Source organism: Kribbella italica (assembly GCF_014205135.1).
Lineage (GTDB): Bacteria > Actinomycetota > Actinomycetes > Propionibacteriales > Kribbellaceae > Kribbella > Kribbella italica.
This window is the reverse complement of sequence record NZ_JACHMY010000001.1, coordinates 456,207-482,163: the sequence shown is the minus strand read 5'-3', so window position 1 is coordinate 482,163 and position 25,957 is coordinate 456,207. Positions and strand designations below refer to the sequence as shown.

At 69.1% G+C, this 25,957-nt stretch carries 26 protein-coding genes; 13 read left to right on the top strand and 13 right to left on the bottom strand.

Features of this window, described 5'->3' with window-relative positions:
* Nucleotides 1-121: 121 nt before the first annotated feature.
* Complete coding sequence (locus HDA39_RS02475; RefSeq protein WP_184793620.1) at nucleotides 122-1,480, bottom strand: YibE/F family protein; 1,359 nt, start codon at nucleotides 1,478-1,480, stop codon at nucleotides 122-124.
* Between the two features lie 52 nt (nucleotides 1,481-1,532).
* Here HDA39_RS02475 and HDA39_RS02470 point away from each other — a divergent pair, with 52 nt between their 5' ends.
* The 4 genes from HDA39_RS02470 to HDA39_RS02455 all read left to right on the top strand — a co-directional run bounded on the left by HDA39_RS02470 (nucleotide 1,533) and on the right by HDA39_RS02455 (nucleotide 4,793).
* Nucleotides 1,533-2,534, top strand: a complete 1,002-nt coding sequence (locus HDA39_RS02470; protein ID WP_184793619.1) for a metal ABC transporter substrate-binding protein — start codon at nucleotides 1,533-1,535, stop codon at nucleotides 2,532-2,534.
* On the top strand, nucleotides 2,531-3,286 hold the full coding sequence (locus HDA39_RS02465; protein ID WP_184793618.1) for an ATP-binding cassette domain-containing protein: 756 nt from the start codon (nucleotides 2,531-2,533) through the stop codon (nucleotides 3,284-3,286). The genes HDA39_RS02470 and HDA39_RS02465 overlap by 4 nt, the downstream gene beginning before the upstream one ends.
* A complete protein-coding gene (locus tag HDA39_RS02460) occupies nucleotides 3,283-4,287 on the top strand; it encodes a metal ABC transporter permease (protein ID WP_184793617.1) in 1,005 nt (334 codons plus the stop codon). The genes HDA39_RS02465 and HDA39_RS02460 overlap by 4 nt, the downstream gene beginning before the upstream one ends.
* Nucleotides 4,288-4,400: 113 nt before the next feature.
* Nucleotides 4,401-4,793 (top strand): Fur family transcriptional regulator, encoded by a 393-nt coding sequence (locus HDA39_RS02455; RefSeq protein WP_337925597.1) that lies wholly within the window; start codon nucleotides 4,401-4,403, stop codon nucleotides 4,791-4,793.
* A gap of 244 nt (nucleotides 4,794-5,037) precedes the next feature.
* Here HDA39_RS02455 and HDA39_RS02450 read toward each other — a convergent pair whose 3' ends face one another.
* Nucleotides 5,038-5,793: a class I SAM-dependent methyltransferase gene (locus HDA39_RS02450; protein WP_184793615.1), complete on the bottom strand. Its 756-nt coding sequence runs from the start codon at nucleotides 5,791-5,793 to the stop codon at nucleotides 5,038-5,040.
* Nucleotides 5,794-5,943: 150 nt separating this feature from the next.
* Between HDA39_RS02450 and HDA39_RS02445 the strand changes: the two genes are divergently transcribed.
* Nucleotides 5,944-7,260, top strand: coding sequence for an HNH endonuclease (locus HDA39_RS02445; protein WP_184793614.1), 1,317 nt, complete (start codon nucleotides 5,944-5,946; stop codon nucleotides 7,258-7,260).
* Nucleotides 7,261-8,041: 781 nt separating this feature from the next.
* Nucleotides 8,042-8,692 carry a hypothetical protein gene (locus HDA39_RS02440; RefSeq protein WP_184793613.1) on the top strand — a complete coding sequence of 217 codons (651 nt, stop codon included), beginning with the start codon at nucleotides 8,042-8,044 and terminating at the stop codon, nucleotides 8,690-8,692.
* 48 nt (nucleotides 8,693-8,740) lie between these two features.
* Here the strand turns inward: HDA39_RS02440 and HDA39_RS02435 are convergent, their stop codons facing one another.
* From HDA39_RS02435 to HDA39_RS02405, 7 genes are all read right to left on the bottom strand, one after another.
* Entirely contained in the window at nucleotides 8,741-9,760 is a 1,020-nt protein-coding gene (locus tag HDA39_RS02435; RefSeq protein ID WP_337925596.1) for a LacI family DNA-binding transcriptional regulator, read from the bottom strand.
* 81 nt (nucleotides 9,761-9,841) lie between these two features.
* Nucleotides 9,842-10,717, bottom strand: coding sequence for a carbohydrate ABC transporter permease (locus tag HDA39_RS02430; protein WP_184793612.1), 876 nt, complete (start codon nucleotides 10,715-10,717; stop codon nucleotides 9,842-9,844).
* Nucleotides 10,714-11,625, bottom strand: a complete 912-nt coding sequence (locus HDA39_RS02425) for a carbohydrate ABC transporter permease (protein ID WP_184793611.1) — start codon at nucleotides 11,623-11,625, stop codon at nucleotides 10,714-10,716. Before HDA39_RS02425 ends, HDA39_RS02430 begins: the two co-directional genes overlap by 4 nt.
* Complete coding sequence (locus tag HDA39_RS02420) at nucleotides 11,622-12,884, bottom strand: ABC transporter substrate-binding protein (RefSeq protein WP_184793610.1); 1,263 nt, start codon at nucleotides 12,882-12,884, stop codon at nucleotides 11,622-11,624. Before HDA39_RS02420 ends, HDA39_RS02425 begins: the two co-directional genes overlap by 4 nt.
* Nucleotides 12,885-12,906: 22 nt before the next feature.
* A complete protein-coding gene (locus HDA39_RS02415; RefSeq protein WP_184793609.1) occupies nucleotides 12,907-14,376 on the bottom strand; it encodes a sulfatase-like hydrolase/transferase in 1,470 nt (489 codons plus the stop codon).
* 174 nt (nucleotides 14,377-14,550) lie between these two features.
* Entirely contained in the window at nucleotides 14,551-15,156 is a 606-nt protein-coding gene (locus HDA39_RS02410; RefSeq protein ID WP_184793608.1) for an MBL fold metallo-hydrolase, read from the bottom strand.
* A complete protein-coding gene (locus tag HDA39_RS02405) occupies nucleotides 15,156-16,265 on the bottom strand; it encodes an S-(hydroxymethyl)mycothiol dehydrogenase (protein WP_184793607.1) in 1,110 nt (369 codons plus the stop codon). The genes HDA39_RS02410 and HDA39_RS02405 overlap by 1 nt, the downstream gene beginning before the upstream one ends.
* 238 nt (nucleotides 16,266-16,503) lie before the next feature.
* On the opposite strand from HDA39_RS02405, the gene HDA39_RS02400 reads away from it, so the two are divergent.
* From HDA39_RS02400 to HDA39_RS02385, 4 genes are read left to right on the top strand one after another with little or no spacing between them, the layout of a single operon-like run.
* Complete coding sequence (locus HDA39_RS02400; protein ID WP_184793606.1) at nucleotides 16,504-17,382, top strand: ABC transporter ATP-binding protein; 879 nt, start codon at nucleotides 16,504-16,506, stop codon at nucleotides 17,380-17,382.
* The gene (locus HDA39_RS02395) at nucleotides 17,379-18,203 is read left to right on the top strand and encodes an ABC transporter permease (protein ID WP_184793605.1); all 825 of its coding nucleotides are present in this window, start codon (nucleotides 17,379-17,381) and stop codon (nucleotides 18,201-18,203) included. Before HDA39_RS02400 ends, HDA39_RS02395 begins: the two co-directional genes overlap by 4 nt.
* A 40-nt stretch (nucleotides 18,204-18,243) precedes the next feature.
* On the top strand, nucleotides 18,244-19,524 hold the full coding sequence (locus HDA39_RS02390) for a sensor histidine kinase (RefSeq protein ID WP_238355959.1): 1,281 nt from the start codon (nucleotides 18,244-18,246) through the stop codon (nucleotides 19,522-19,524).
* Nucleotides 19,521-20,168 carry a response regulator gene (locus HDA39_RS02385; protein ID WP_184793603.1) on the top strand — a complete coding sequence of 216 codons (648 nt, stop codon included), beginning with the start codon at nucleotides 19,521-19,523 and terminating at the stop codon, nucleotides 20,166-20,168. The genes HDA39_RS02390 and HDA39_RS02385 overlap by 4 nt, the downstream gene beginning before the upstream one ends.
* A 103-nt stretch (nucleotides 20,169-20,271) precedes the next feature.
* Here HDA39_RS02385 and HDA39_RS02380 read toward each other — a convergent pair whose 3' ends face one another.
* Nucleotides 20,272-21,108, bottom strand: coding sequence for an isoprenyl transferase (locus HDA39_RS02380; RefSeq protein ID WP_202892846.1), 837 nt, complete (start codon nucleotides 21,106-21,108; stop codon nucleotides 20,272-20,274).
* 187 nt (nucleotides 21,109-21,295) lie between these two features.
* Here HDA39_RS02380 and HDA39_RS02375 point away from each other — a divergent pair, with 187 nt between their 5' ends.
* The 3 genes from HDA39_RS02375 to HDA39_RS02365 all read left to right on the top strand — a co-directional run bounded on the left by HDA39_RS02375 (nucleotide 21,296) and on the right by HDA39_RS02365 (nucleotide 23,390).
* The gene (locus tag HDA39_RS02375) at nucleotides 21,296-21,895 is read left to right on the top strand and encodes a hypothetical protein (RefSeq protein WP_184793602.1); all 600 of its coding nucleotides are present in this window, start codon (nucleotides 21,296-21,298) and stop codon (nucleotides 21,893-21,895) included.
* A 5-nt stretch (nucleotides 21,896-21,900) separates the two neighbouring features.
* Entirely contained in the window at nucleotides 21,901-22,872 is a 972-nt protein-coding gene (locus HDA39_RS02370; RefSeq protein ID WP_184793601.1) for a hypothetical protein, read from the top strand.
* An 83-nt stretch (nucleotides 22,873-22,955) separates the two neighbouring features.
* Nucleotides 22,956-23,390 (top strand): hypothetical protein, encoded by a 435-nt coding sequence (locus HDA39_RS02365; RefSeq protein ID WP_184793600.1) that lies wholly within the window; start codon nucleotides 22,956-22,958, stop codon nucleotides 23,388-23,390.
* Nucleotides 23,391-23,475: 85 nt separating this feature from the next.
* Here the strand turns inward: HDA39_RS02365 and HDA39_RS02360 are convergent, their stop codons facing one another.
* From HDA39_RS02360 to recO, 3 genes are all read right to left on the bottom strand, one after another.
* Nucleotides 23,476-24,498: a hypothetical protein gene (locus tag HDA39_RS02360; protein WP_184793599.1), complete on the bottom strand. Its 1,023-nt coding sequence runs from the start codon at nucleotides 24,496-24,498 to the stop codon at nucleotides 23,476-23,478.
* Entirely contained in the window at nucleotides 24,492-24,887 is a 396-nt protein-coding gene (locus tag HDA39_RS02355) for a hypothetical protein (RefSeq protein WP_184793598.1), read from the bottom strand. Before HDA39_RS02355 ends, HDA39_RS02360 begins: the two co-directional genes overlap by 7 nt.
* Before the next feature lie 287 nt (nucleotides 24,888-25,174).
* Nucleotides 25,175-25,945, bottom strand: coding sequence for a DNA repair protein RecO (gene recO, locus HDA39_RS02350; protein ID WP_184793597.1), 771 nt, complete (start codon nucleotides 25,943-25,945; stop codon nucleotides 25,175-25,177).
* Between the last annotated feature and the right edge of the window lie 12 nt (nucleotides 25,946-25,957).

The window sequence follows — 25,957 nt, the reverse complement described above, 5'->3', positions numbered from 1 at the left end:
CCACGGAAGGTAGTCTTGGGCGGACGATCCGTGACAGATCGGAACTCTAGAGCGCCAACGGTCGCGACGGAAGAACCTGCCGGACAGGAATCCGGAAGATCAGACCACGATCAGTGCAACATCACGACTGGGGAGAATCCGCCACTCGATCGGCGTTTTCCGGCTCAGGACCTAGGTGCTCCACGTCGGAGACCAAGTCCCGCGAGCGGTCGGCGACGGCCATCGCGGCCAGCGCGGTGGTCAACGGAACGGCCGCAATGATGCCCAGGCTGCCGACCAGACCTCGGACGACTTCGATCGCCACCTGCTCGGTCGAGATCAGGTAGTTGGACTGCGTCCCGCTGATCGCGAACACCATCAGGATCGGCAGCGCCGCCCCGGCGTACGCGAGGACGAGCGTGTTCACCACCGAGGCGACGTGCGCCCGGCCGATCCGCAGCCCGGCGCCGAACAGCGCGGCGCGCCCCGCGGCCGGATTGGCCGCCGACAGCTCCCACACCGCGCTCGCCTGGGTCACCGTCACGTCGTCCAGGACCCCGAGCGCGCCGATCACGATCCCGGCCACCAGCAGCCCGGCCAGGTCGACGTCCGGGACGTACGCCTTGAGCGCCGACGCGCCGTCGGACGCGATCCCGGACAGGTCGCAGAACTTCACGAACGCCCAGCCCAAGAACGCGGTCAGGCCGAGCGCCGCGATCGTGCCGGTCAGCGCGACCGAGGACTGCGCGTTGATCCCGTGCGTCAGGAAGAGGGCGATCACCATGATCACCGAGCCGCCGACCACCGCCACGAGCAGCGGGTTCGACCCCTTGAGGATGGCGGGCAGGATGAACTGGGTCAGCGTGACCGCCGTGACCCCGAGCGCGCCGAGCGCCGCGAGGCCGCGCCAGCGCGACAGCACGACCACCGCGACGGCGAAGATCGCCGCCAGGATCAGCAGCGGGCGGCCGCGGTCGTGGTCGACGTACTCGTACCGCTCGGCGATCGGGGCGCTGCCGTTGACGCCGAGCAGGACCTTGTCGCCGACCTCGACCGGGATCGACGTCTGCGCGCCCTTGGGCACCTCGACCGGCACCTCGGCGCCGAGATCGCTCTTGCCCGAGTCCACCCGGATCGTCGCCTGGTCGCAGTCGGCCGGGCTCTCCGGGCACGGCTCGAGCTTCGTCACCGTACCGCCGGCACCGCTGGACTTGGCCGACTCGACCACCACGTCGCCACCCGGCCACATCACCACCATCGCGATGATCGCGGCCGCGATCAGGGGGATCAGGAACGCCGCGACCACGACCCGGACCCGGCGGGCGACCACCGCGTCGGAGTCCACGACCGAGGTGTCCACCACGTGCTCGTCGCCCCAGCCGCCGGGCCCGTGACCGTGCCCATGACCGTGGCCGTGCCCGGAACCACGGGGAATTTCGATCCGGCGGCGCCGGTTGGGTTTGTTGTCGGCCCGCCTGCGCCCGACCGGTCGCCTGCCCATCCGTCCACTCCCTGTTTTGACAACCAGTTCCGTTTAAATGAAAATGATTGTCATGAGATCTAGTCGTCGTCCTGTCCGTCGCACTGCCACGGCCGGCCTTGCCGCCCTGACCCTGCTCACTCTCGCAGGCTGCGGCGGCAACGCTGCCGACGGCTCCGGCGGCAGCCGAGACAAGCTCGACGTGGTGGCATCGTTCTACCCGCTCGAGTTCATCGCCAAGTCGGTGGGGGGCGACGCGGTGAACGTGACCACGCTGACCGCGCCGGGCGTCGAGCCGCACGACCTGGAGCTGACGCCGAAGCAGGTCGGCACGATCACCGACGCCAAGCTGGTCGTGTTCGAGAAGGGCCTGCAGCCGGCCGTCGACGAGGCCGTGGAGCAGAACGCCAAGAGTGCCGGATTCGACATCGCCCCGGCCGCCCAACTGGAGGCCACCGGCGCGGACTTCGAGGAGCACGAGGAGGGCGGCGCCGCGACCCCGAGCGGGTCGGTACTGCGCCCGACTGTGAAGGCCGCGGCGTACAGCGAGGACGCGCTCGACCCGCACTTCTGGCTCGACCCGGTCCGCTACGCGGGCGTCGTACAGGCTGTCACGGACAAGCTGGTCGAGGTCGACGCGGCGCACGCCGACGGGTACAAGGAGCGCGCGAAGACGCTGCTCGGTGAGGTGACCAAGCTCGACTCGGAGTACAAGTCCGGGCTGGCGTCCTGCAAGTTGAAGACGTTCGTGACGAGTCACGAGGCCTTCGCCTACCTGGCGAAGCGGTACGGTCTGCAGATGGTCGGTATCGCCGGATTCACCCCCGACGCCGAGCCGACCCCCCAGCGGATCAAGGAGGTCCAGGAAATCGTGCGCAGCCAGCACGTCACCACGATCTTCTACGAGGAGCTCGTCAGCCCGAAGGTGGCCGAGTCGATCGCCCGCGACGTCCACGTCAAGACCGCGGTCCTCAGCCCGATCGAGGGGCTGTCGGACGCGAACTCACAGGAGACCTACCTCTCGCTGATGCGGGAGAACCTGCAGGAGCTCCGGAAGGCGAACAGCTGCGCGTGACAGCCTCCTCACCCGACACCGCGAAGGCCGTCCAGGTCACCGATCTCTCGGTCGACCTGGGCGGTCGTCTCGTGCTGCGGGGTATCGACCTGCAGATCCGGCCCGGTGAGGTCATCGCCGTACTGGGCACGAACGGCTCCGGCAAGTCCACGCTGGTCCGCACGATCGTCGGCCTGCTCCCGGCCGCGCGCGGCGAGGTCCGGCTGTTCGGTACGCCGGTGCCGCGCTTTCGCCAGTGGAGCCGGATCGGGTACGTGCCGCAGCGGATCACCGCAGCCGGCGGCGTACCGGCGACCGTGCACGAGGTGGTGTCGTCCGGGCTGCTGTCGAAGCGGCGGTTCTTCCGGCCGCTGTCGGCCGCCCAGAAGGCTGCTGTGGACGAGTCGCTCGAGCTGGTCGACATGGCCGACCGCCGCAAGGACGCCGTGGCCGAGCTGTCCGGGGGCCAGCAGCAACGAGTACTGATCGCCCGTGCGCTGGTGTCCGACCCGGAACTGCTCGTGCTCGACGAGCCGACCGCCGGCGTCGACCTGGCCAGCCAGGACATCTTCGCCGAGGCGATCCGCGTCCGCGTCGCCCGCGGGACCACCGTCGTCATGGTCAGCCACGACCTCGGCCCGATGGACGCCCTGATCGACCGCTCGATCGTCCTCCGCCGCGGCAGGATCGTGTACGACGGCCCGCCGCACGCCTCCCAGACCCACGCCCACGTTCACCACGTGGTGAACGACAACCCGGGGTGGCTGGGATGACCCTCTTCGAGCTGGAGTTCATGCAGCGGGCGCTGATCGCCGGGCTGCTGACCGGGCTGTCGGCGCCGGCGATCGGGACGTACCTGGTGCAGCGGCGGCTGGCGCTGATGGGTGACGGGATCGGGCACATCGCGATCACCGGGGTCGCCCTCGGGCTACTGACCGGAACGGCGCCGGTGCTGACGGCGATCCTGGTCGCGGTGGTGGGCGCTAGTGCGATCGAGCTGATCCGGGCCCGTGGGAAGACCAGCGGCGACGTCGCGCTGTCGTTGCTCTTCTACGGCGGGATCGCGGGTGGTGTGCTGCTGATCGGCCTGGCCGGTCAGGGTGCCGCGACGCTGAACACGTACCTGTTCGGCTCGCTGACCACCGTCTCGCCGTCCGACCTGTACGTCGTGGTCGGGCTGGCGGTCGTCGTACTGGTCGTCGCTGTCGGGCTCGGGCCGCAGCTGTTCGCGGTGTGCCAGGACGAGGAGTTCGCCCGGGTCACCGGGCTGCGCGTCCAGCTGCTCAACCTGCTGATCGCGGTGATGGCCGCGGTGACCGTGACGGTCGCGATGCGGACCGTCGGGCTGCTGCTGGTCAGCGCGCTGATGGTGGTGCCGGTGGCGACCGCGCAACAGCTGACGCGGTCGTTCCGGTCGACGTTCGTGACGGCGTGCGGGATCGGCGTACTGGTGTGTCTGGCGGGGATCATCACGTCGTACAACGCGAACGTGGCGCCGGGCGCGACGATCGTCGTCCTGGCTCTCGCGTGCTTCGTCGCCGCGGCCGCGGCGGGAGCGCTGGTCCGCCGGCGGCGCGCCGTACAGGCTCCGCTGGCTGATGAAGAGCCCGAGGTCGGGGTACCGGGTCCGGAGCCGCATGTGGTGACCGACGAGCACGAGCACGCACACGGCCAGAAGTGCGGGCACACGAAGGTCGAGCACGGCGACCACGTGGACTACGTGCACGACGGGCACCTGCACGCGGCACACGGCGACCACTGGGACGAGCACTGACTGGCAAGCGCCGACTTGGCCGGGAGTGGCTTGGCGACAGGCGCTGACTTGGCGACGTCTGCCAGAATGGCGAGTTGCCGGGAAGAATCGGTGATCTCATGACAGGAGGAACGGTGGCGATCGGTACGAGGTCCACCCGCCAGCGCGCGGCGGTGGCGTCGGTGCTGGACAACCTGGACGACTTCCGGACAGCCCAGGAGATCCACCAGGAGCTCCGCACCTCCGGCGAGGCCGTCGGCCTGACCACGGTCTACCGGACGCTGCAGGCCCTGGCCGACTCCCGCGAGGTCGACGTCCTGCGCACCGCCGACGGCGAAACCGCCTACCGCCGCTGCTCCAAGGGCCACCACCACCACCTGGTCTGCCGCAACTGCGGCCGCACCGTCGAGGTCGAAGGCCCCGCCGTCGAACGCTGGGCCGACAAGGTCGCCGCCGAACACGGCTACGCCGACATCAGCCACACCCTCGAAATCTTCGGCACCTGCGCCGACTGCCAGAAAGCCTGACGCTCCAGCAGTTCGGTGGTGCACGGCTTACGGGCAGCGCCCACCACCTGACGCGGGCTGGCCATGATCAGCCCACCCGCCCGCTTCTGTGGTCAAGTGGCGACTGCGTTGTCGGGTGGAGGCATATGCCGGCTCGGTGGCGGTGCAGCCGTGGGCACGCAGGTACGGGATGAGCAGGCTCGTGACCACGTTGCCGTGTCGGTAGAGCACGCCCATAGCATCCAGTACGACGAAGCGGCGCACCTCAGCGGGTTGCGGTGAGGAGGTAGGTAGCGGGGAGCCAGGCGGCTTTGTCGCCGAGGGCGGCGTACATCTCGGGCGCGGCGAACTCCTGCAGGGATCGGAGGGTGAGGCCGGCAGCCAGTACGGCGGTCGTGAGGGCACCGAGGCTCCAGACGAAACTGCGGCTGAGGATCGGCGACTCGAGTTCGCGAGTGATCTCCGGGGCCTTGAGCGGGTCGGCATAGCCGACGCGGGCGGGGGCGAAGTAGTCGCCGTTGACGCTCATGGGGGCGGTGACAGTGAGGACCTCCCAGAGCGGGTGGTGCTCACTGATCACCAGTACGCCGCCTGGCGCGAGCCGCGTGGACAGGTCTGCGGCCCAACTGGTCAGATCTGGCACCCAGCAAATGCCACCCCACGAGATGAAGATCAGATCGAACCCGGTCAGCTCGGGATCGAGCGCCATCATGTCCTGCTCCCGGAAGTCGACGGACAATCCGAGCGCGCCCGCCTTGGCGCGGCCAGTCGAGAGGTGGGTCGGCGCCAGGTCGACCGCGGTGACGTCAGCACCGAGCCCGGCGAAGGTCAGCGCCTCGTCGCCGACCGAGCACGCCAGCTGGAGCACCCGCCGTCCGCTCACGTCGCCGACCGCCGCAAGCTCGTCCGGGTTGAGCGCGCTGCCGCCGGCGCGGAAGAACTCGACGGACTCGCCCGGCCGATGCGGCGCGAGCGCCTGCCAGTACTGCCGGTTCTGGGCCACGACCTCGGCGCTGTTCATGCCCGCGATCGTAGGCGACGACACGTCGTTCCTCAGCGAGGTTTTCCACAGCCACCAAGACCTGGCCGAAACCGGCCAATTGCCAGATCCCTTGTGCACAAGGGATTCCCGGACCGAAAACTGTCGGCGGCGTACTGCAGACTGGTCGGTATGGAAGAGTTCGGGCAGCGCCCGGTGTGGTCGATGAGTGGCAGCGAGATGCTGACCACTCTCGACGGCGTGCAAGCGCAACTCGACCGCCTGCAGACCTACCGTCTTGAGCTGCTTGCCGGACTCGACGCCAACGGTCATGCCGCTGAGATCGGCGCGCGCGGCACCGTCCAGCTGATCTCGACCCGTCATCGTCTCGACCACACCGACGTACGCCGTGACCTCCGGCTGGCCCTCGCGCTGCCGAAGTACGAGCAGGTTCGCGCCGCGTTGAACCTGCCCGACGACTCAGTACGGCTTCATCCTGGCCAGGCCGACGCCATCGTCACCGCGCTCGAGCGGATCCCTGCGACGGCCCAGGTGCCTGTTGAGGATCTCCAGGTCGCCGAGCGCGAACTCGTCAAGTCCGGCCAAGTGCTGTGCCCCGCCGACCTCCGCTCGCTGGGCAAACGCGTCCGGGACACCCTCGACACCGACGGCACCGAGCCCGACGAGCGCCAGGCCCTGGCAGCCGAGAACCTGTGGCTGAAACGCGGCGAACTCGGCATCGAGTTCGGCGGCTACCTCGCCGGCGCGCACGCCGAGCTGCTCCAGACCCTCGTCTTCGCGGGCGCCAAGCCCCGCAAGACTCTCGACGGCCGGCGAGACCCCCGCAGCCGAGGCCGGCGCCAGGCCGACGCCCTGACCGGCGTGCTTGAGTCCGCTGCCGCGACTGGTACCGCCGTCCCCGCCCACGGCGCCATCAAGCCCCACGTCACCGTCACCATCGGCCTGGACGCCCTGACTACTGGCACTGGCACGGGCTCCCTCGCCTCGGGCGCCACGCTGTCGGCAGCCACCGTCCGTCGCATCGCCTGCGACGCCGGAGTGATCCCGCTGGTCCTCGGATCGGACTCCGAACCACTCGACGTCGGCACCGAGCACCGCTTCGTCACTCCCGCCATTCGCCGGGCGCTGAACGTCCGCGACCAGGGCTGCATCATCTGCGGCGCCCCGCCGGCCATGTCCGAAGCCCACCACGTCGTCCATTGGGCCGATGGCGGCGAAACCCGCATCACGAACCTCGCTCTGCTCTGCAAGCGACACCACATCGACGTCCACCAGGGCCACTGGACCCTCAGCACCGAGACCGGCCGCCCCACGATCGTCCGCCCACCGTGGACGAGTCCGACGCACTCCACCGTGCACTCGCCCGCCCGTCCCTCAGCCACTCCCTTTACCCGCCCACCCCACTCCACCGCCTACTCAGCCGCCGGCCACTCAGCCACTCCCCGCAGCCGCCCGCCGCCGGATCGTGCCGAGCTCATGCCCAGCTGACCTCCGCGATGCTCACCCGGCACGCGGCCATCAGCCACGTCTGCGTGCCAGGGGTGTCTTGTGCGCGCTGCCGAGGGGTGCCCGCCACCACGCTGTCGCCGCGCTGACCGCGGTCGGCGTGGCGTACAAGCCTCGACCGTCAGCGTCGGCGGCCACCCGACCAGCCGCGTACCCGCCACGTCAGCGACCATCCACCCGAGCGCGCGTGCCCGGGCCGGGCAGCGCTCATTTCCCCAGCCCCCAGCATCGGCGGCCATCCGATCGGCCGCATGCCCGCCGCATGGTCAGCAACCACCCGGCCACGCGTACCGGCCACGTCGGCGGCAACCGCCCGGCCGCGCGCCCGCCACGTCGCGGCGACCCGCCCGGCCGCGCGCGGGCCCGCCACCGTCGGCGGCAAAAAGACCAACCACCGCGAGAACGCGCGCACCATCGACCGTCCGGCGCACGGGCCCGGCCGGCGCTCACCACCTCAGCCCCGGCGACTCGAAAGGTGAAGTTCACGAGCGCCATCGCCTGTCGCGGGCCACCACACCGCGCATTCGTAGCGAGACTTGCCCCCCGTTGCTCATCACGTCAAGAGTCCATGGCGAGACTTGCCCTCGTTGCTCATCACGTCAAGGATCCATGGCTAGGGAAACAACACCTTGGGGGTTGAATCATGCGTACGAAGACATCTGCGGCAGCAACGCGGCGCAGTCGATCGTCAGCGACTCCAGCGCGCCGCCGGCAAGGTCAAGCGCCACGTCAAGGGCCGGCTCGGCCACGCCCCTGGGCAGCTGTGACCGCCGCGCTGATGCTGGCAACGGCAGCCCTCATCGCCACACCAGCCAGCGCCCAGACCGCTGCGGCCTGCACCCTGACGGCGCCGTACCGGGTGGTCATCGGGCAGCCGTACAAGGAGTTCAAGCTGTCGGCCTCGAGCATCTGCTCGCTGAACGGTGGTTCGTCGGGCTGGGATCTGATCCACCCGAGCCAAGGAAGCCAGGGCGGCGCGTACTTCATCAGCGGGACTACCCAGGAAAGCTGGGACGTCTACGACTTCCACACCATCGGGCTGCACACGTGGCGTCCGTCGGGGGCCTTCGACAGCGGAAGCAACCCGCTGACGCAGAACACCGTCAAGTCCGACATCCGGCTCGCGACCGCCGCCTGGATCACCAGCAAGCGGACGAGCGACGTCGTGACGCTGACCGGGACCTCGCTGCTGTACTCGACCGCGAGCGACAGCTACTTCAAGCGATCGGCGAAGGGCGCGTTCCAGTTCAAGGAGCGCGGGACGACGACCTGGAAGGGCCTGAAGGCCGTCACCACCAACTCAGCCGGCGTCGCCACGATGTCCTACCGCTACAGCAAGACCCGCGACTACCGCTTCGTCCTCTACACGACCCCCGTGTCCTGGGACCAGGCCAGCGCAACCACCACTCGCTAGACAGGACGCGTCCGACAGCAGCGACCGGCTCGGGCGCGGCCGGATCGCTCAGCCGCCCGAGCTCTCCCGCACCACGAGCCGGAACGCCGCCTGCTGCTCCCCCACCTCGTACGCCGTACCGGCCGCGGCCGCCTCGAACTGCGCCTGCAGCGAGTCCACCGCCAGCCGCGCGATCGCCGACCGGTCCGGCGAGATCGTCGACAGCGTCGGCGTCGCCGCCCGCCCGTACGGGATGTCGTCGAACCCGACCACCGCGACGTCCTCGGGCACCCGGAACCCCCGCGTCCGCAGCGCCCGGACGACGCCCAGCGCGACCCAGTCGGTCACGCAGAACACCGCGTCCGGCGGATCCTGCGCGTGCTCGGCCAGCAGGGCGGTCATCTGCTGCTCGCCCTCCTCGCCGAGGTTGTTCCGGACCGGCTTGATCAGGCGGTCGTCGATCGGCAGCCCGGCCGCCTTCATCGCCAGCCGGTACCCGACCAGCCGCGGGTGCCGCCGATCCCCCGGGCTCGACCCGATCATCGCGATCCGTCGCCGCCCGAGCTCGGCCAAGTGCGTGACCGCGGCCGCGGCCGCCGCGACGTTGTCGATGGCAACGTGCTGCGCGGCGCCCTGGTAGTTGCGGTCGCCGAGCATCACCAGCGGCGTCCGGTCGGTCCGCTTGCGCAACTCCGCCGACCCGACCGCGGTCGAGCTGAGGATCAGCCCGTCGATGCGCTGCGGGAAGCGGCCGGCCAGTGCGTCGCGTTCGACCGTGAGGTCGCCGCCGGTCTGCTGGATCAGCACCACCCAGTCGCGCTTCGCGGCGGCCTGCAGCACCTGGCCGGCGAGCGCCGCGAAGTACGGCATGTCCAGCTGCGGTACGACGAGCGCGATCAGCCCGGCCCGCCCGAGCGCGAGGTTGCGGGCCGACAGGTTCGGCCGGTAGCCGATCTCGTCGATCGCGGCCTGCACCCGCGCGCGGGTGTCGGCCGACACGTGCTGGAAGTCGTTGATCACGTTGGACACGGTCTTCATCGACACCCCGGCCCGCGCCGCGACGTCGGCCAGCCGTGGTCTGCCCGTCACGCGCCCCACCGTCCATCGATCACGTCGGTCAGGCTACCGGCCGCCACCACCGTCGGTCCTGACGTCGCCGAGCCCCACACCTCACTTCAGCCCGGACGTCGCGACGCCCTCGACGATCCGCCGCTGGAACAGCACGAACGCCACCAGCACCGGCACCATCGTCACCAGGCTCATCGCGAACATCTGCCCCCACTCGGACTGCCCGGACGAGTCCAGGAACGTGCGCAGCGCCAGCGGGACGGTCAGCTTGTCCGGGTCGGAAAGGTAGATCAGCGCGGTGAAGAAGTCGTTGTAGCTCCAGATGAACGAGAAGATCGCCGTCGTCACCAGCGCCGGCCGCAGCAGCGGTAGCACGATCCGCAGATAGATCTGGAACACCCCGCACCCGTCGATTCGCGCCGCCTCGTCCAGCTCCCGCGGCAGCCCGCGGATGAACTGCACCATCAAGAAGATGAAGAACGCCTCGGTGCCGAGGAACTTCGGCACCACCAGCGGCAGGTAGGTGTCGACCCAGTCGAGGTCGCGGAAGATCGAGTACTGCGCGATCAGCGTCACGTGCTGCGGCAGCATGATCGTGCCGAGCATCAGCCCGAACAGCAGCCGCCGCCCGACGAACGACAGCCGGGCGAACGCGTACGCCGCCAGCGAGCAGGACAGCACGTTGCCGACGATCGTCAGCCCGCAGATCAGCAACGAGTTGACCAGGTACAGCGAGAACGGTTTGCCCGTTCCCGACCAGCCGTTGACGTAGTTGTCGAGGCTCGGCGACGTCGGCACGACCGACGACGAGCCGAAGATCTCGGAGTTCGGCTCGAACGAGCTGCTCAGCATCCAGATCAGCGGGTAGAGCATCACCAGCCCGACCAGGATGATCACCGCGTGCGAGACGGTACGGCGGGACAGCAGCCCGGCCGGGCGGTTCGCCGCCGGGGCCCTGCCACGGGTGGAGCTGCTCATCGGGACTCCCGGTCGTCGGCGTAGAAGACCCAGCGCCGGCTCATCGCGAAGTTGGCCGCGGTGAACCCGGCGATGATCAGCAGCAGCACCCACGCCATCGCGGCCGCGTAGCCCATCTCGAAGCTGCCGAACGCCTTCTGGTATAGGTAGAGCGTGTAGAACAAGGTGGAGTCCGACGGACCACCACTGCCGCCGGAGATGATGAACGCCGGGGTGAACGCCTGGAACGCGCCGATGATCTGCAGCACCAGGTTGAAGAACACGATCGGCGACAGCAGCGGCAACGTGATGTGGAAGAACCGCCGCAGCCGCCCCGCACCGTCGACCTCGGCGGCTTCCAGGACGTCGGCCGGGATCTGCCGCAGCCCGGCCAGGAAGATCACCATCGGCGCCCCGAACTGCCAGACCCGCAGCAGCACCAGGGTGAACAGCGACGTGTCCGGCGAGGAGATCCAGCCCGGCCCGTCCAGCCCGACCAGACCGAGCACCTGGTTGACCAGCCCGTCCGCACCGAAGATCTGCCGCCACAGGATCGCGACCGCGACGCTGCCGCCGAGCAGGCTCGGCACGTAGTACACGGCCCGGTAGAACGACACCGCGCGCAGGCCCTGGTTCAGTACGACGGCAACGGCGAGCGCGAACACCAGCTCGAGCGGCACCGACAGCAGCACGTACGTGAAGGTGACCACGAGCGAGTGCTGGAACCGGTCGTCCGAGAACATCCGCTCGTAGTTCGCGAGCCCCTCCCAGACCGGCGGGCTGAGCAGGCTGTAGTCGGTGAACGAGTAGTACAGCGACAGCACCATCGGTACGAGCGTCAGCCCGACCAGACCGACCAGCCACGGAGCCAGGAACGCGTACGCCGGAAGGCTCTCCCGCAGCCGCCCGCGCAGGGTGCCGCTGATCATGCGCCGAGGACCCGCGCCGACTCCGCGGCGAACTTCTCCGCCGCCGCCTTCGGGTCGGTCTTGCCGAACCCGACGTCCTGGTTGAGCCGGTTGAACACGCTGTTCAGCTCGCCGTACCCCTTGGGCCAGGGCTGCGGCGACGGACCGACCTGCTGCTCGATCTTCTCGACGTACGCGATCGCCTGACCGGCCGGGGTCTTCGGCTGGGCGGCCAGCAGGTCACGCGACTTCTTCGACGGCGGTACGCCGAGCGTCAGGCCGATCGCCTTGACTGCGCGGTCGTCGTTGATCAGGAAGTCGATCAGTTGCGCGGCGGCGTCGGGGTTCTTCGTCTCCGCCGACACCGACCAGAAGTCGAGCGCCTTGAGGAACTGGCCGCGCAGCGATCCCGCCGTCCGGCCCGGTACGGCGCCGACCGCGAGCTCGGCGTCCTTGACCAGCGGCTGGTAGAAGGTCAGCTGCTGCACCCAGCCGAACTCGACCGGCGCGGCGCCCTTCGACAGCTGCGACGTCTCGAACGAACCGCCCTCGGCGGACACGTCCGCGGCCGGCGCCGCCTTGGCCTTGCGCAGGGCGTCCCAGTACGCGAACCAGCCCTCGATCACGTCCTGGCCGACCACGAGCTTGCCGTCGGCGAAAAGCTCCGCGCCGTACTCGCGGGACCAGGTCTCGAAGATCTGGATGTTGCCGCCGACATCGGTCGTGCCGTACTTGCCCGGACCGGCGTCGGCCGCGAAGTCCTTGGCGAAGGTCGCGAAGCTGTCCCAGCTCCAGGTCGCCGGCAGCTTGCCGCCGCGGGACTCGACCAGCGCGGGGTTGCGGAACGTCGCGTGCGTGATCGACGACTGCCCGATCCCCATCAGCTTGCCGTCGAGCTTGCCGCTGTCCGCAACGTCCTGATCGAGGGCGTCGAGCCTTATTGGCTTGCCGCTGAGGTCGAGCAGCGCCTTCCGCTGCGCGTACTCGGCGAAGTACGTCATCGACATCCGGAAGACGTCCGGGGCCTTGCGGCCTGCGGTCTGCGTGGCCAGCTTGTCCCAGTAGTCCGCGAACGCCGCGCGCTCGGTGCTGAGCTTCAGCTCGGTGCCGAACTCCTTCAGCGCGGCGTCCATCGCCTTGTGCACCGGGTCGCCGCCGTACCAGGCGACGCGCAGCCCGTCCGACGAGCCTTCGTCGCTGCCGCCGCAGCCGGGAAGAGTCAGTGCCGCCGCGGTCGCGGCGCCGAAGCCGAGAAAGCTCCGGCGAGTCAGTCCTGCCATGGTGCGCCTCCAGGTCAGCGCTCTAAGCCCAGCGCCAGTTGTGCTTGACGGTTTTGGGGGTGTAGGCCCCGGCCGGCAGGTCGTCGGCGACGCGGATCAGCCAGCGCAGCAACGTGGCCTGGAGCGCGTCGTGGACGGCGTGGTGGGCGGGGTCGTCGGCCAGATCGACCAGTTCGGCCGGGTCGGCGCTCAGGTCGTACAGGCGGTGCTGACCGCGGTCGTCCACGATCAGCTTGTGGTTGCCACTGACGACCATTCGTTCGCCACCGCTCTGGGTGACGGAGTTCAGCTCGTCGTAGTTGCGTCCCTGGTAAGGGAAGTGCAGCGGCGGGCGGTCGCTCTCGTCGTACGAGACACCGCCGTACCCGAGCTCGGCGTAGATGCTGCCGAACTCGACGTCGGGTCCGGCCTCACCCGCGAGCAGCGGGGCGAGGCTGCGGCCCTGGACACCGGCCGGGATCTCCGCGCCGACCAGCTCGCAGAGTGTCGGGAACAGGTCGACCATCGAGACCAGCTCGTCGCGCGGGCCGGCCGTGACGCCGGGACCGCTGACCACGAACGGGATCCGCATCAGGAAGTCGGACATCCCGGCGCCCTTGCGCTGCAGGCCGTACTCGCCGACGTAGTCGCCGTGGTCGCTGACGAACACCACGATCGTGTCGTCCAGCCGGTCCCCGAGCTGGTCGAGCAGCCGCGCGATCTGGTCGTCGATCAGGCGCAGCATGCCGAGGTAGTTGGCGCGGTACCGCCGCCAGGCGTCGTCGTACGCCGGTCGCTTGGCCGTCGTCAGCTCGTGCAGCCAGCGGTAGCGCCAGCCGAGTCCGGGGATCGCCTCGGGGCCGGCCAGTCGCTCGGGCACGTCCTCCTCGGCGTACAGGCTGAAGTACGGCTCGGGCACCTGGTACGGATTGTGCGGCTCCGGGAACGAGACCCACAGGAAGAACGGGTCGTCCTCGGTCGTGACTTGCAGCGCCTCGATCGCCCCGTCGACGATCCGGTACGGCAGCTGCGCCTCGACCGGGTACGGCGTGGGCTCGTCGGCAACGCCGTGGTCGAGGTCGTGCAGCCACTGGTCGAACGCGACCTCGGACTCGGTGACCGCCGGACCGCGGTCGTGCATGAACGGCCCGTGGTAGGTGTCGAAGTCCTGCTCGGTCCGGTGCATATGGGGCTTGCCGGCGAAGTGCAGCGAGTACCCGGCTGCTCGCAGTACGTCGAGCAGGTCCTCGGAGTAGTAGGCGTGCTCGGCATTGCTGTTCTGCCGGACGTGGTGCGCGGTCGGGAAGCGGCCGGTGAGCAGGCTCGTCCGGGCCGGAACGCACGCCGGGTAGCTGGTGTAGGCGCGGCCGAATGCGGCTCCCGCGGCCGCGACCTGGTCCAGGCGCGGCATCGTGTCCAGGTCCAGACCGGAGCCGGCGGTCCTGTGCTGATTGGTGAGGTCGGCCCGGTGCTGGTCGGTCATCAGCAGCAGGATGTTCGGGCGGGTGGACATCCTCGACGGTCCCCTCTCGGCGGTGGCTTGCGAGGGACCTTACAGCGCTGTAAATTGTGTGTCCACAGGAAGTTTCCGAACAGACGAATGACCGGCTCCGCGGTTGCTCAGGGCAACTACGAAGCCGGTCTCGTGGTGCGTGCGCGACGGTCGACGCCCGGCCGGCGGCGGGTGCTACTCGATGGTGCCGAGCTCCGCCGCGATCGTCGTGGTGTCGCCGTGGCCGGTGTGCACGACCGTGCCCTCGGGCAGCGTGAGCAGCCGCTCGCGGATCGACTTCAGGATCGTCGGCTTGTCGCTGTACGACCGGCCGGTCGCGCCCGGACCGCCCTGGAACAAGGTGTCACCGGTGAAGACCGCGTCCAGGTCGGCGGCGTACAGGCAGGTCGAGCCGGGGCTGTGGCCCGGTGTGGCCACGGCCTTCAGCGTCGTCCCGGCGACGTCGAAGGTGGTGCCCTCCTTCAGGTCGTGGTCCGGCAGTTCGTCGTACAGGGCGGACCAGAGCATCTGGTCGGCCGAGCTGATCCAGACCGGGCACTTCAGCACCGCCTGGACGCCGCCGACGGCGTTGATGTGGTCGTTGTGCCCGTGCGTCGCGACCAGCCCGACCACCCGCCGGTCCCCCACCGCCTGGACGATCCGCTCGGCGTCGTGCGCCGCGTCGATCACCAGCACCTCGTGGTCGTCACCGACCAGCCAGATGTTGTTGTCGACGTCCCACGTCCCGCCGTCCAGGCTGAACGTCCCGGACGTGACGAGCCGTTCGATCCGGGCGGCCATCAGACGGCGCCTTCTGAAAGCAGCACCACAGACCGCAGTACGTCGCCGTGGTGCATCTTGGCGAACGCCGCCTCGACCTCGTCCAGCGCGATCGTCTCCGACACGAACCGGTCGAGCGGCAGCCGGCCCTGCAGGTGCAGGTCGATCAGCAGCGGGAAGTCGCGGGACGGCAGGCAGTCGCCGTACCAGCTGGACTTGAGCGAACCGCCCCGGCCGAAGAAGTCGAGCAGCGGCATGTCCAGCTGCATGTCCGGCGTCGGTACGCCGACCAGCACGACGGTCCCGGCCAGGTCGCGAGCGTAGAACGCCTGCTTCCAGGTCTCCGGACGGCCGACCGCGTCGATCACGACATCCGCGCCGAAACCGCCGGTCAGCTCCTGGACCGCTTCGACGACACCGTCGTGGTCCAGGCCCTTGGAGTTGATCGTGTGCGTCGCGCCGAGCTCCTGGGCGACGTCGAGCTTGCGCTGGTCGATGTCGAGCGCGATCACCCGGGCCGCGCCCGCGAGCCGGGCGCCGACGACGGCCGCCGTACCGACACCGCCGCAGCCGATCACCGCGACCGTGTCGCCGCGACCGACGTTGCCGGTGTTGACCGCCGCGCCGAGGCCGGCCATCACGCCGCACCCGAGCAGGCCGGCGACCTCGGCCTTCGCCTCCGGGTCGACCTTCGTGCACTGCCCGGCCGCGACCAGGGTCTTCTCCGCGAACGCGCCGATGCCGAGCGCGGGCGACAGCTCGGTGCCGTCGGCCAGCGTCATCTTCTGCTGCGCGTTGTGGGTGTTGAAGCAGTACCACGGGCGGCCGCGCAGACAGGCCCGGCAGCTGCCGCAGACCGCGCGCCAGTTCAGTACGACGAAGTCGCCCGGCGCGACCTCGGTGACACCCTCGCCGACGCTCTCCACGATCCCGGCCGCCTCGTGGCCGAGCAGGAACGGGAACTCGTCGTTGATCCCGCCCTCCCGGTAGTGCAGGTCGGTGTGGCAGACGCCGCAGGCCTGCACCTGCACCACCGCCTCGCCCGGACCGGGATCGGGGATCGTGATCTGCTCGATCGTGACCGGGGCACCTTTGCTCAGGGCTACGACTCCACGCACTGTCTGACTCATGCGCCCGACGCTAACCAATCCGGGCCGCTCCCGTCAGCCCCCGTCCGCGCGTCGGGCCGGGGATTTCGGTACGCCGGGTCGCCGGTCGCTACGCCGGTAGACCGGTCGCCGGGGCCGATAGGCCGAGCGGCGGGCCGCCGTACAGGATCGGGGGACGCCGCAGTGTCCCCCGGTCGAGGGACAGCCGGTACACCGTCCGGTGCTCCCGACTGGTGCTCCCGGCCGCCACAGTTGACTCATGAAAGACACAGACTTGGCAGTGCGGGTCCGCGGACTCGTCAAGCGGTACCCGGACAAGGTCGCCGTCGCGGGCGTCGACCTGGACATCCGGCACGGTGAGGTGTTCGCCCTGCTCGGCCCGAACGGCGCCGGCAAGACGACGACCACGGAGATCCTGGAGGGGTATCGCCGGGCCGACGAGGGCGACGTCAAGGTCCTCGGCACCGATCCGGCGCGCGCCGACCGGCACTGGCGGGCCCGCGTCGGCATCGTCGCGCAGTCGTCCCGCGACGAGGCCGAACTGTCGGTCGCCGAGCTGGTCCAGCACTTCGCCGGCTACTACCCGAACCCGCGCGACCCCGCCGAGGTGATCGCGTCGGTCGGGCTGGAGGAGAAGGCCAAGACCCGGACCCGGAAGCTGTCCGGCGGTCAGCGCCGCCGGCTCGACGTCGCGCTCGGTGTGATCGGCAACCCGGAGCTGCTGTTCCTCGACGAGCCGACCACCGGCTTCGACCCCGAGGCGCGGCGCAAGTTCTGGACCCTGATCGAGAACCTGCGCACCACCGGTACGACGATCCTGCTCACCACCCACTACCTGGACGAGGCCGAGCACCTGGCCGACCGGGTCGGCGTGATCGCGGACGGGCGGATGCTCGAGATCGCGACGCCGGACACGCTCGGCGGCCGGGGCGCCCGGACCGCGCGGGTGTCCTGGCTGGACGCCGACGGCGCGCACGAAGTACGGACCGACGAGCCGACCGCGGAGGTCGCGCGGCTGATGGCCCGGTTCGGCGGTGAGGTGCCGGAGCTGCAGGTGCGCCGGCCGAGCCTCGAAGACATCTACCTGGACCTGATCGGCGCGGTACAGGCCGAGACCCTCGAAGGAGCCGCCCGATGAGCACCACCGCCCCGAGCCGCCCGCTGCCGTCCGTCGTACAGGTCGGGCTGTCCCGGACCGGGCTGGAGGTGAAGCAGTTCTTCCGCGAGAAGGAGCAGCTGATCTTCACCTTCTTCTTCCCGATCATCTTCCTGGCCATCTTCTCGGCCGTGTTCAGCGGCACCGACTTCGCCGACGGCGTCGACGCCGCGACGTACTTCACGCCCGGCATGATCGCCTCGGGCATCTTCCTGACCAGTTTCCAGTCACTGGCGATCACGATCGCGATGGAACGCGACGAGGACCTGCTCAAGCGCCTGCGCGGTACGCCGATGTCGCCGCAGTCGTACTTCATCGGCAAGATCGGGCTGGTCCTGGTCACCTCGATCGCCCAGTTCGGGCTGCTGCTGGCGATCGCCGGGCTGCTGCTCGGCGTGGACATCCCGTCCTCGCCTGACAAGTGGTTGCACTTCCTGTGGATCTTCGTGCTCGGTACGGCGTCCGGCTCGGTGCTGGGGATCGCGTTCAGCGTCGTCCCGAAGTCCGGCAAGGCGGCCTCGGCCGTGGTGACGCCCGTCGTCCTGCTGCTGCAGTTCATCTCCGGCGTCTACTTCGTCTACAGCAGCCTGCCGGCCTGGATGCGGACGGTCTCGGAGATCTTCCCGCTGAAGTGGCTGGCCCAGGGCATGCGGTCGGTGTTCCTGCCGGACGGCTTCGAGGCGTCCGAGCCCGGTGGTTCCTGGCAGCTCGGGACCGGCGCGATCGTGCTCTCGGTCTGGCTCGTGGTCGGACTGGTCGTCGCCCAGCGCGTCTTCCGCTGGACCCGCCGGGACGCCGGCTGACATGCTCCGGCGACGAGCGTCGTGGAGGATGATGGCAGCCATGAAGCTCAACCGCGCCCCGGACTCCGAGGCGATGTGGGCCAGGACGATGCTGGCCTGGCACATCGTCTTCTGGAGCCTGCTGGCGGTCACCACGTTGGTCTCCGTCCTCCCGAACGACCTGACCGGCCGCGAGCACGTCATCCTGCTGGCACTGCTGGCGACCCTCGGTACGGCGTACGCGCTGATCGGCGGTCCGGCGATGCTGTCGCGGCAACGGGTCCCGGCGCACATCTACCGGGTGATCGCGATCGTGTGCGTCGCGGGCGTGGTGGCGATCTTTCCGCAGTCCATCTTCTTGATGTTCATCGCGTCGCCGCAGATCTGGCTGCTCGCGGACCGGATTCGTGAGGGTGCCCTGTTCAGCGTCTTGCTGGTGGTCTGCGTGGGCACCGGCCAGCTGTACGGCGCCGGCGGGACGATGAGCGCCTTCTGGAACATCCTGCCCTGGATGATCATCAGCCTGGTGGTCAGTCTGCTGCTCGGGATCTGGATCGACCGGGTGATCGCGCAGAGCGAGCAGCGGGCGGAGCTGATCGCCGAACTCGAGGCGGCCCGCGACGAGCTGGCCAATGCGCACCACACCGCCGGCGTGATGGCCGAGCGGGAGCGGATGGCACGGGAGATCCACGACACGCTCGCGCAGGGCATGACCAGCATCGTGATGCTCGCGCAGACCGCGGCGGTCGAGCTCTCGCGCGGTGGGGCTGCCGGCGGTGGGGCTGCCGGCGGTGGGGCTGCCGGCGGTGGGGCTTCCGGCGGTGGGGCTTCTGCTGTGGCTAATCGCCTCAGCGCGATCGAGGACACGGCGCGGGAGAATCTGGCGGAGGCGCGGGCGCTGGTGGCCGCGTTCACGCCGGTCGCGTTGTCGGAGGCAACGTTGACCGAGGTACTGCGGCGGCAGGCGGAACGGTTCGCGGCGGAGACGGGCGTCGACGTACAGGTGTCGCTGGACATGCCCGACGAGGAGGTCGCCGCGCTGCCGCAGGGTCAGCAGGTGGTGCTGCTGCGGGCGGCGCAGGAGGCGTTGGCGAACGTCCGGAAGCACGCGGGGGCGACGACGGTGCTGATCACGCTGACGATGGCAGCCGACGGGGTCGGGATCTCGGTCTCGGACGACGGCACCGGCTTCGAGCCGTCCGCGGCCGCCGCGGGCTACGGCCTCGCCGCGATGCGCGGGCGGGTCGAGGAGTCGGGCGGCAGCGTCCAGGTGGAGAGCGCGCCGGGGCGTGGGACGCGCGTGCAAGTCCTCATTCCTTCAACCAATCAGGAGAACTCGTGACCGTGCGCGTACTGGTGGTCGACGACCACCCGATCGTGCGCTCCGGGCTGACCGGCATGCTCGCCGTCACCGACGACATCGAGGTGGTCGGCGAGGCCGGCGACGGCGAGGAAGCGCTCGCGCTCGTCGAGGCGACCCGGCCGGACGTCGTACTGATGGACCTGCGGATGCCGCGCCGCGACGGCGTGTCCGCGACGGGCGCGATCGTGTCGGGTTATCCGGCGACGAAGGTGCTGGTGCTGACGACGTACGACACGGACACGGACATCCTGCACGCCGTCGAGGCCGGGGCCGCGGGGTACCTGCTGAAGGACACCCCTCACGCCGAGCTGCTCGACGGGATCCGGGCGGCATCGCGGGGCGAAACAGTGCTGGCGCCGCCGGTCGCCGCGCGCTTGATGTCGCGACTCCGTACGCCGGCGCCAGCCGCCGCCGTCCAGCCGTCACCGCGCGAGCTGCAGGTCCTGGCCGCGGTGGCCCGGGGGTTGAGCAACGCGGAGATCGGACGGGAACTGTTCATCGGCGAGGCAACGGTGAAGACCCACCTGCAACGCCTGTTCACGAAGCTGGACGTCGACGACCGCACCCACGCGGTCACGGTCGCGATCGAGCGCGGGTTGCTGCCTTCGCCCCGGAACCGGTGAGCGCGAAGTCGGGTGTCCTGCCGGCGCTCATCGCGCCCTTCGCCTCCGCTCCCTCCAAGTCCGCGCCCCCGCCGAGACCAGCGGACCTGGTCACACCGGCTGACTAACTCGACGTCTGCCCACCGACCTCGTTCGGAATCGCCCCGCCGTACCGGCGGTCCCGCTGCGCGTAGAGCTCGATCGCCCGCCACAGATCCCGCCGGTCGAAGTCGGGCCACAGCGTGTCCAGGAACACCATCTCGGCGTACGCCAGCTGCCAGACCAGGAAGTTCGACGTCCGCTGCTCCCCCGACGACCGTACGAACAGGTCGACCTCCGGAACCTCCGGATGGTACAGATGCCGCGCGATCGTCTTCTCCGTGATCCGGTCCGGCCGGAGCTTGCCCGCGGCAACCTCGTGCGCGATCGACTTCATCGCGTCCGCGATCTCCGCCTGCCCGCCGTAGTTCACGCAGAACTGCAGCGTGATCACGTCGTTGTGCCTGGTCCGCTCCTGCGCGTCCTCGAGCTCGTCGATCACGCTCTTCCACAACCGCGGCCGGCGCCCCGACCAGACCACCCGCACCCCCATCGCGTCCAGCTCGTCCCGCCGCCGGTGGATGACGTCCCGGTTGAACCCCATCAGGAACCGGACCTCCTCCGGCGACCGGGCCCAGTTCTCGGTCGAGAACGCGTACGCCGAGATGTACTTCACCCCGATCTCGATCCCGCCCTTGATCACGTCCAGCAGCGAAGCCTCTCCCGCCTTGTGCCCTTCGGTCCGCGGCAACCCCCGCTGCTTGGCCCACCGCCCGTTCCCGTCCATCACGATCGCCACGTGCCGAGGCACCAACTCCCCCGGCACCCCCGGCGGCCGAGCCCCCGAACCATGCGGCTCCGGCGCCACGACCTCCCCCCGGCGCACGCTCTCCACAACCCGACGACGACCCAGTGGCGACATGTCAGCGATTTTCCCTCATCCCCTGCCGGCGCCTCCTACCAACCCACCCCCGTACTTGAACAGGCAACTTCCCGCCACCCCTCACCCCTGCAACAACCTGCAACCTGTGGATAACCCCAGCCGCCACCACGCCCCGTATGAAACCCTTACACCGTCCGCAACCCCCGCGCCCCAGGAGCCGACCCGAATGCCCCGCCGCCACACCCTCGCAGCCGCCACCCTGCTCCTCACCCTGCCCTTGGCGTCCTGCACGAGCTCTTCTCCCGAGGCGGGCCGCCCGGACACGACCCCACCCCTGAGCACACCGATTCCTTCTGCTCCGACCACCTCTCAGTGGACAGAAGAAGAGCAGGCGGCCATCGACGCTGCCAAAGTGCGGTATGCAAGCGCGCGGCGAGCCGTTGACACAACCCTGCACGACCCACGGAAGTCGGACCGTACAGCGCTGACAAGAGCAGGCAACGGTGGCACGTGGCTCATCGATGTACTCGGCGAGATCAAGTTCCAGCGGGAGAACGGCTGGTACCAGACAGGATTCGTCCAAATCGGCTCTGTCTCGGTCGACTCGGTCAAGCTGACGCTGGAGCAGCCGGAGGTTCGGCTGACCGCCTGTATCGACAGCTCGAAGGTGACCACCAATCTTCGGTCCACCGGCAAACCGATTCCCGACTCCGGCAACGACGGCGACCGTCACGTAGCCACCGCGAAGCTGGTCTTTGCGCAAGCACTCGACGAGAAGGCCAAAGCCTGGTTCCTCGTCGAAGAGAAGGGAGGCGGCACATGCTGAAGCGATTGACTCTGGCGGTGCTGGCCGCTTGCTTCTCAACGTGGTTGTTGCCCTGGGCAGCCCTGGCTGATCCACCTCACTACGTCAAGAAGTGCTCGCCCATCACTCGCAAATGCATCACTGTCCTCTCCTCGACGATCCCGGTACCTGGCGGCACTACTGAGGAGACGACGAAGCCGGTCAAGAAGGTGTCTACGAAACCCGTCTGCAACTTCGGAGGTGCTGCACAGGCCTGTACCTCCGAGCTCGGCAACTGGTCCAACACCCATCAGTGCTACCTGCAGCGGATGAGTCCTCCCCCGCCGTACGACAGTCCCATCTGGACAGGGAAGGACCTCACCAAAGGCAGCGTCTGGGCCTGTGTACGAGAGCAGGGCTACGACGAAGGACGCCACCTGGTCACCCGGTTCGTCTGGATCCAAGGTGAGCCCGACATCGAGGTCGTCGACCCGCTGACGCTCGTCTACCGCGCCATCGCCGAAATGAAGCTCGGCAAACCCCAAGTCGGCACCGCCCCCGGCCCCGCGCAGATCGGTCTGGTCAACATGCCCGTCTGGCTCTGGGTCACTAAGTCCGAGAACACCTGGGGCCCGATCACCCGCTCAGCCAACGTCCCCGGCCTCACCGTGAACGTGAAGGCCCAGGTCAAAGCCGTCAACTGGTCCCTAGGCGACGGCAAAACCCTCCGCTGCGAAACCGCCGGCACGCCGTACAACAAGTCCTCCGGCCTCAAAGACTCCCCCGACTGCGGCCACCGCTACGTGAAGACCTCCCACAACCAACCAAACTGCAAGTACAACCTCACAGCAACCACCGAGTGGGACATCACCTGGGAAAGCACCCTCGGCGACAACGGCCAAATCCCCATGACCCAGTCAGCAGGGACCCAACTCCGAATCGGCGAGGCAGTGCCAGTACTGGTCGACCCCGACAGCAACGCCCAGGCTCTCGCCGCCCCCAACACAGCAGACTGCTGAACCTGCCCCTACAAGCACCGACCGCAACAGCAGCCCCGTACTCAGGCGACTAAAACAAGCCCACGGCTGACTAAACTCTGCTCATGCCCGGCCCCACGAACGACGCGCGGATCTACCTGCTGGACGCGGACGAACGACGGACCACAGCCGACGGTCCATACGTCGTCGGCCCCACTGGTGAACGGCAGGACCTTCCTCCCCTGGTGTTCGCGGCAGTCCAGCACGTACTAGAGGCAATGCGCGCAGGCATGGCGGTGAAGGTCTCCCCGCTCCGCCCCGAACTCCCGATCGACGAGGCAGCCGACGCCATCGGCATGGCACGCGACGACCTGCGCGCGTACGTCACCGAAGGCGCAGTACCTTTCCACTCGACAAACTCGGTCGACTGGGTCGACCTCGCCACGATCATTGCCTGGGACAACGACCGCCGGACAGCCCGAGCCCAAGGGGTCCGAGTACTCCTCGACGAGAGTCCATGGAACGGCTCGGACAAGGGCCGCTCGCAGGCACGGCCCTAGACGCAGCCCGCGGCACGAGCCCGCCGAACCAAGGCCAGGCCAGGATGCATTCCCGTAGCCCCGGTGCGGACTCAGCACCTACGGCTCAGGAGCAGGACCGTGCGGGCGAGGTGACCTGCGGATCGCCGGCACCGTCCGGCGCCACGAGGACCGGGCGTAGGTCGACCACCGAGAGGGAGGTCGCGCGGGTGAACTGCAGTGGGATATCGCCCTCGATGCCGCCGCCGGTCCAGTGGACGTTCCAGTACGCCGTGGCAGTGACCGGGAACGTGCCGCCTTTCTCGCAGCGGGAGGTCTTCACGTACTTGTGCCCACAGGTCGGCGACGCGGGCACCTCCTTCAGCGACTTCCCCTGCATGGCCGCCCGGTCGAACGGCGTACCGGCGCCTTTGCAGGTCACCGTCCCGCCGTCACCCATCGACCACTCGATCCGATCCAGCGTCCCGGTGGCCGCGATCGTCACACCGTCGAGGGTGACCCGCGCGGACAACGGCCCGGTCGTGCTCTCCCCGGGATCGGTGACCCACATCCAGACGGGCGAATTCACCACGCCTTCCCGCCGCGCACTCTGCACAAACGGCGACAGTCCCAGCTGCGGTGCCACGAAGTTCATGTCGTCCACAACTTCCCGAGCCACCTCGCGAGGATCCCTGGTCTGAGTCTGGCCCGGATCCCGAATCACCGAGTCGAACCTCTCGATTCCTTCGGGCTTTCCGTTGACGACGTCGTACACGTAGAAGCACCGGTAGAACGTGCTGCCCGGCTTGATCTCGCCCGGTCCGCCGAGAACCTGCGGCTTCGCTTCCTGCTTCAGGTAGCAGGAGGTCGAAGGATCCCAGAAGCCTTCGTTCGTCGTACACGGCAGCGGTTTGCCTTCACGTTGGCATGCCGCACCCTTGACGGTTTTCGTGCTTGGCTTACGTCCGCCGCCACCAGTCGGCTCCTTCGGATCATCCAGCACGGTGATCCGGCAAGTGCCGACCATCAGATCGCCGTCGCAGTCAGGACCTCCAGGTGTCACGACGGGAGGCTCCGTGGGCTGGTTCGCGACGACCGGCGACGTGATCCCGCTGAGCAACGCGGCAGCCACCGCGGCAGCGATCAGCACTTTGCCCCCTGACTGCGCCCGTTCGCCACCTTCCAGCTACCGTCGACGAATTTCACTTCCCGGTTGTCGAGCCAGCGCGTGGGAGTGCCGGGCGGCCGAACATTCTTGCCTGCGGCGTCGACGGCCTGCGTCTTCGAGGTGTCGAGACAAGCCTGCACCGAGACCGTCACCACGACGCCATCCGTCGGCGGGCCGATCTTGCTCGGGCGGGCCCACACCACTTGGGTCGACCCGATGGAGTGGATCTTGCGTCCCTTGTAGGTGTCAGCCTGGTTGTTCGTCGCCACCAACTCGAGTCCGGTCGTCACTGCCGGGACGTCGCGCACATCCGCCCCACCGCTACGGGTCAGCGTGTCGATGACAGCTCGGTATCGCTTGTACGCATCCACGGCCGCGACACCTGCGGACGCTGACGGGTCGGGCGGAGTGCTCACGCTGGTCGGTGCCGCGGAGGGTGTGAACGGTGGCGGGGTCGCGCTCTGGCCGTAGTCGCATGAGGTCAGGGTGACTGCGAGGGCTGCTGCGAGGGTGGTCGCGGTGAGCCGGCCGATCATTGATGCGCCTCCACTGGCCTTTGACTACTGACCGTACAACTCTGCCATACGGGGAGTTCGTGGGGTTGAGGTTGTCCACAGGGCCAGGCGTGGGGTTGCAGGTTGTTGCAAGTTGCTGGGGGTTAGTTGACTGCTTCGGTGCCTGGGAGGGGGGTGGCGGGGGTGACCGAGAGGTCCAGGTGGCGGAGGGAGCGGAGGCGGTCTAGGTGCCAGGCTGCGAAGGCGGCTACGAGGGTGTCGGCTTCTCGGCGGGTTTTGGGGTCGGTGCGTTCGGCGGTGGGCCAGTCGCCGGTGAGGAGGGCGGCCAGGAGGGTGATGGTGGCGGGGGCGGGCATGGCGGAGGCGGGTGGGCGGCAGGCGGAGCAGACCATGCCGCCGGCGGCGGGGTTGAAGGCTCGGTGGGGGCCTGGTTCGCCGCACTTGGCGCAGTCGCCGAAGGAGGGGGCGTAGCCGGAGATGGCCAGGGAGCGGAGGAGGAAGGAGTCGAGGATCAGGCCGGGTTCTCGTTCGCCGGAGGAGAGGACGCGTAGGGCGCCGGCCAGCAGGAGGTGCTGCTGGGTGGCTGGTTCCTTCTCCTCGACGACCAGGCGGTCGACTGTTTCCAGGAGGACGGTGCCGGTGGTGTAGCGGGCGTAGTCGTCGACGATGCCCTGGCCGTACGACGCGATGGAGACGGCCTGCGTGACCACGTCGAGGGTGCGGCCGGTGGCGAGCTGGAGGTCGACGTGGCTGAAGGGTTCCAGGCGGGCGCCCCAGCGGGACGACGTACGGCGTACGCCCTTGGCGACGGCACGGATCTTGCCGTGCTGGCGGGTCAGGAGGGTGGCGATGCGGTCGGCTTCGCCCAGTTTCTGGGTTCGGAGCACGATGGCTTCGTCACGGTAGAGCGGCACGGGGACAGTGTC

Coding starts and splice junctions, on each gene's coding strand:
- HDA39_RS02475 (WP_184793620.1), bottom strand. CDS start 1,480: ATGGGCAGGCGACCGGTCGGGCGCAGGCGGGCCGACAACAAACCCAAC.
- HDA39_RS02470 (WP_184793619.1), top strand. CDS start 1,533: ATGAGATCTAGTCGTCGTCCTGTCCGTCGCACTGCCACGGCCGGCCTT.
- HDA39_RS02460 (WP_184793617.1), top strand. CDS start 3,283: ATGACCCTCTTCGAGCTGGAGTTCATGCAGCGGGCGCTGATCGCCGGG.
- HDA39_RS02450 (WP_184793615.1), bottom strand. CDS start 5,793: ATGAACAGCGCCGAGGTCGTGGCCCAGAACCGGCAGTACTGGCAGGCG.
- HDA39_RS02445 (WP_184793614.1), top strand. CDS start 5,944: ATGGAAGAGTTCGGGCAGCGCCCGGTGTGGTCGATGAGTGGCAGCGAG.
- HDA39_RS02430 (WP_184793612.1), bottom strand. CDS start 10,717: ATGAGCAGCTCCACCCGTGGCAGGGCCCCGGCGGCGAACCGCCCGGCC.
- HDA39_RS02425 (WP_184793611.1), bottom strand. CDS start 11,625: ATGATCAGCGGCACCCTGCGCGGGCGGCTGCGGGAGAGCCTTCCGGCG.
- HDA39_RS02420 (WP_184793610.1), bottom strand. CDS start 12,884: ATGGCAGGACTGACTCGCCGGAGCTTTCTCGGCTTCGGCGCCGCGACC.
- HDA39_RS02415 (WP_184793609.1), bottom strand. CDS start 14,376: ATGTCCACCCGCCCGAACATCCTGCTGCTGATGACCGACCAGCACCGG.
- HDA39_RS02410 (WP_184793608.1), bottom strand. CDS start 15,156: ATGGCCGCCCGGATCGAACGGCTCGTCACGTCCGGGACGTTCAGCCTG.
- HDA39_RS02405 (WP_184793607.1), bottom strand. CDS start 16,265: ATGAGTCAGACAGTGCGTGGAGTCGTAGCCCTGAGCAAAGGTGCCCCG.
- HDA39_RS02400 (WP_184793606.1), top strand. CDS start 16,504: ATGAAAGACACAGACTTGGCAGTGCGGGTCCGCGGACTCGTCAAGCGG.
- HDA39_RS02395 (WP_184793605.1), top strand. CDS start 17,379: ATGAGCACCACCGCCCCGAGCCGCCCGCTGCCGTCCGTCGTACAGGTC.
- HDA39_RS02390 (WP_238355959.1), top strand. CDS start 18,244: ATGAAGCTCAACCGCGCCCCGGACTCCGAGGCGATGTGGGCCAGGACG.
- HDA39_RS02380 (WP_202892846.1), bottom strand. CDS start 21,108: ATGTCGCCACTGGGTCGTCGTCGGGTTGTGGAGAGCGTGCGCCGGGGG.
- HDA39_RS02375 (WP_184793602.1), top strand. CDS start 21,296: ATGCCCCGCCGCCACACCCTCGCAGCCGCCACCCTGCTCCTCACCCTG.
- HDA39_RS02365 (WP_184793600.1), top strand. CDS start 22,956: ATGCCCGGCCCCACGAACGACGCGCGGATCTACCTGCTGGACGCGGAC.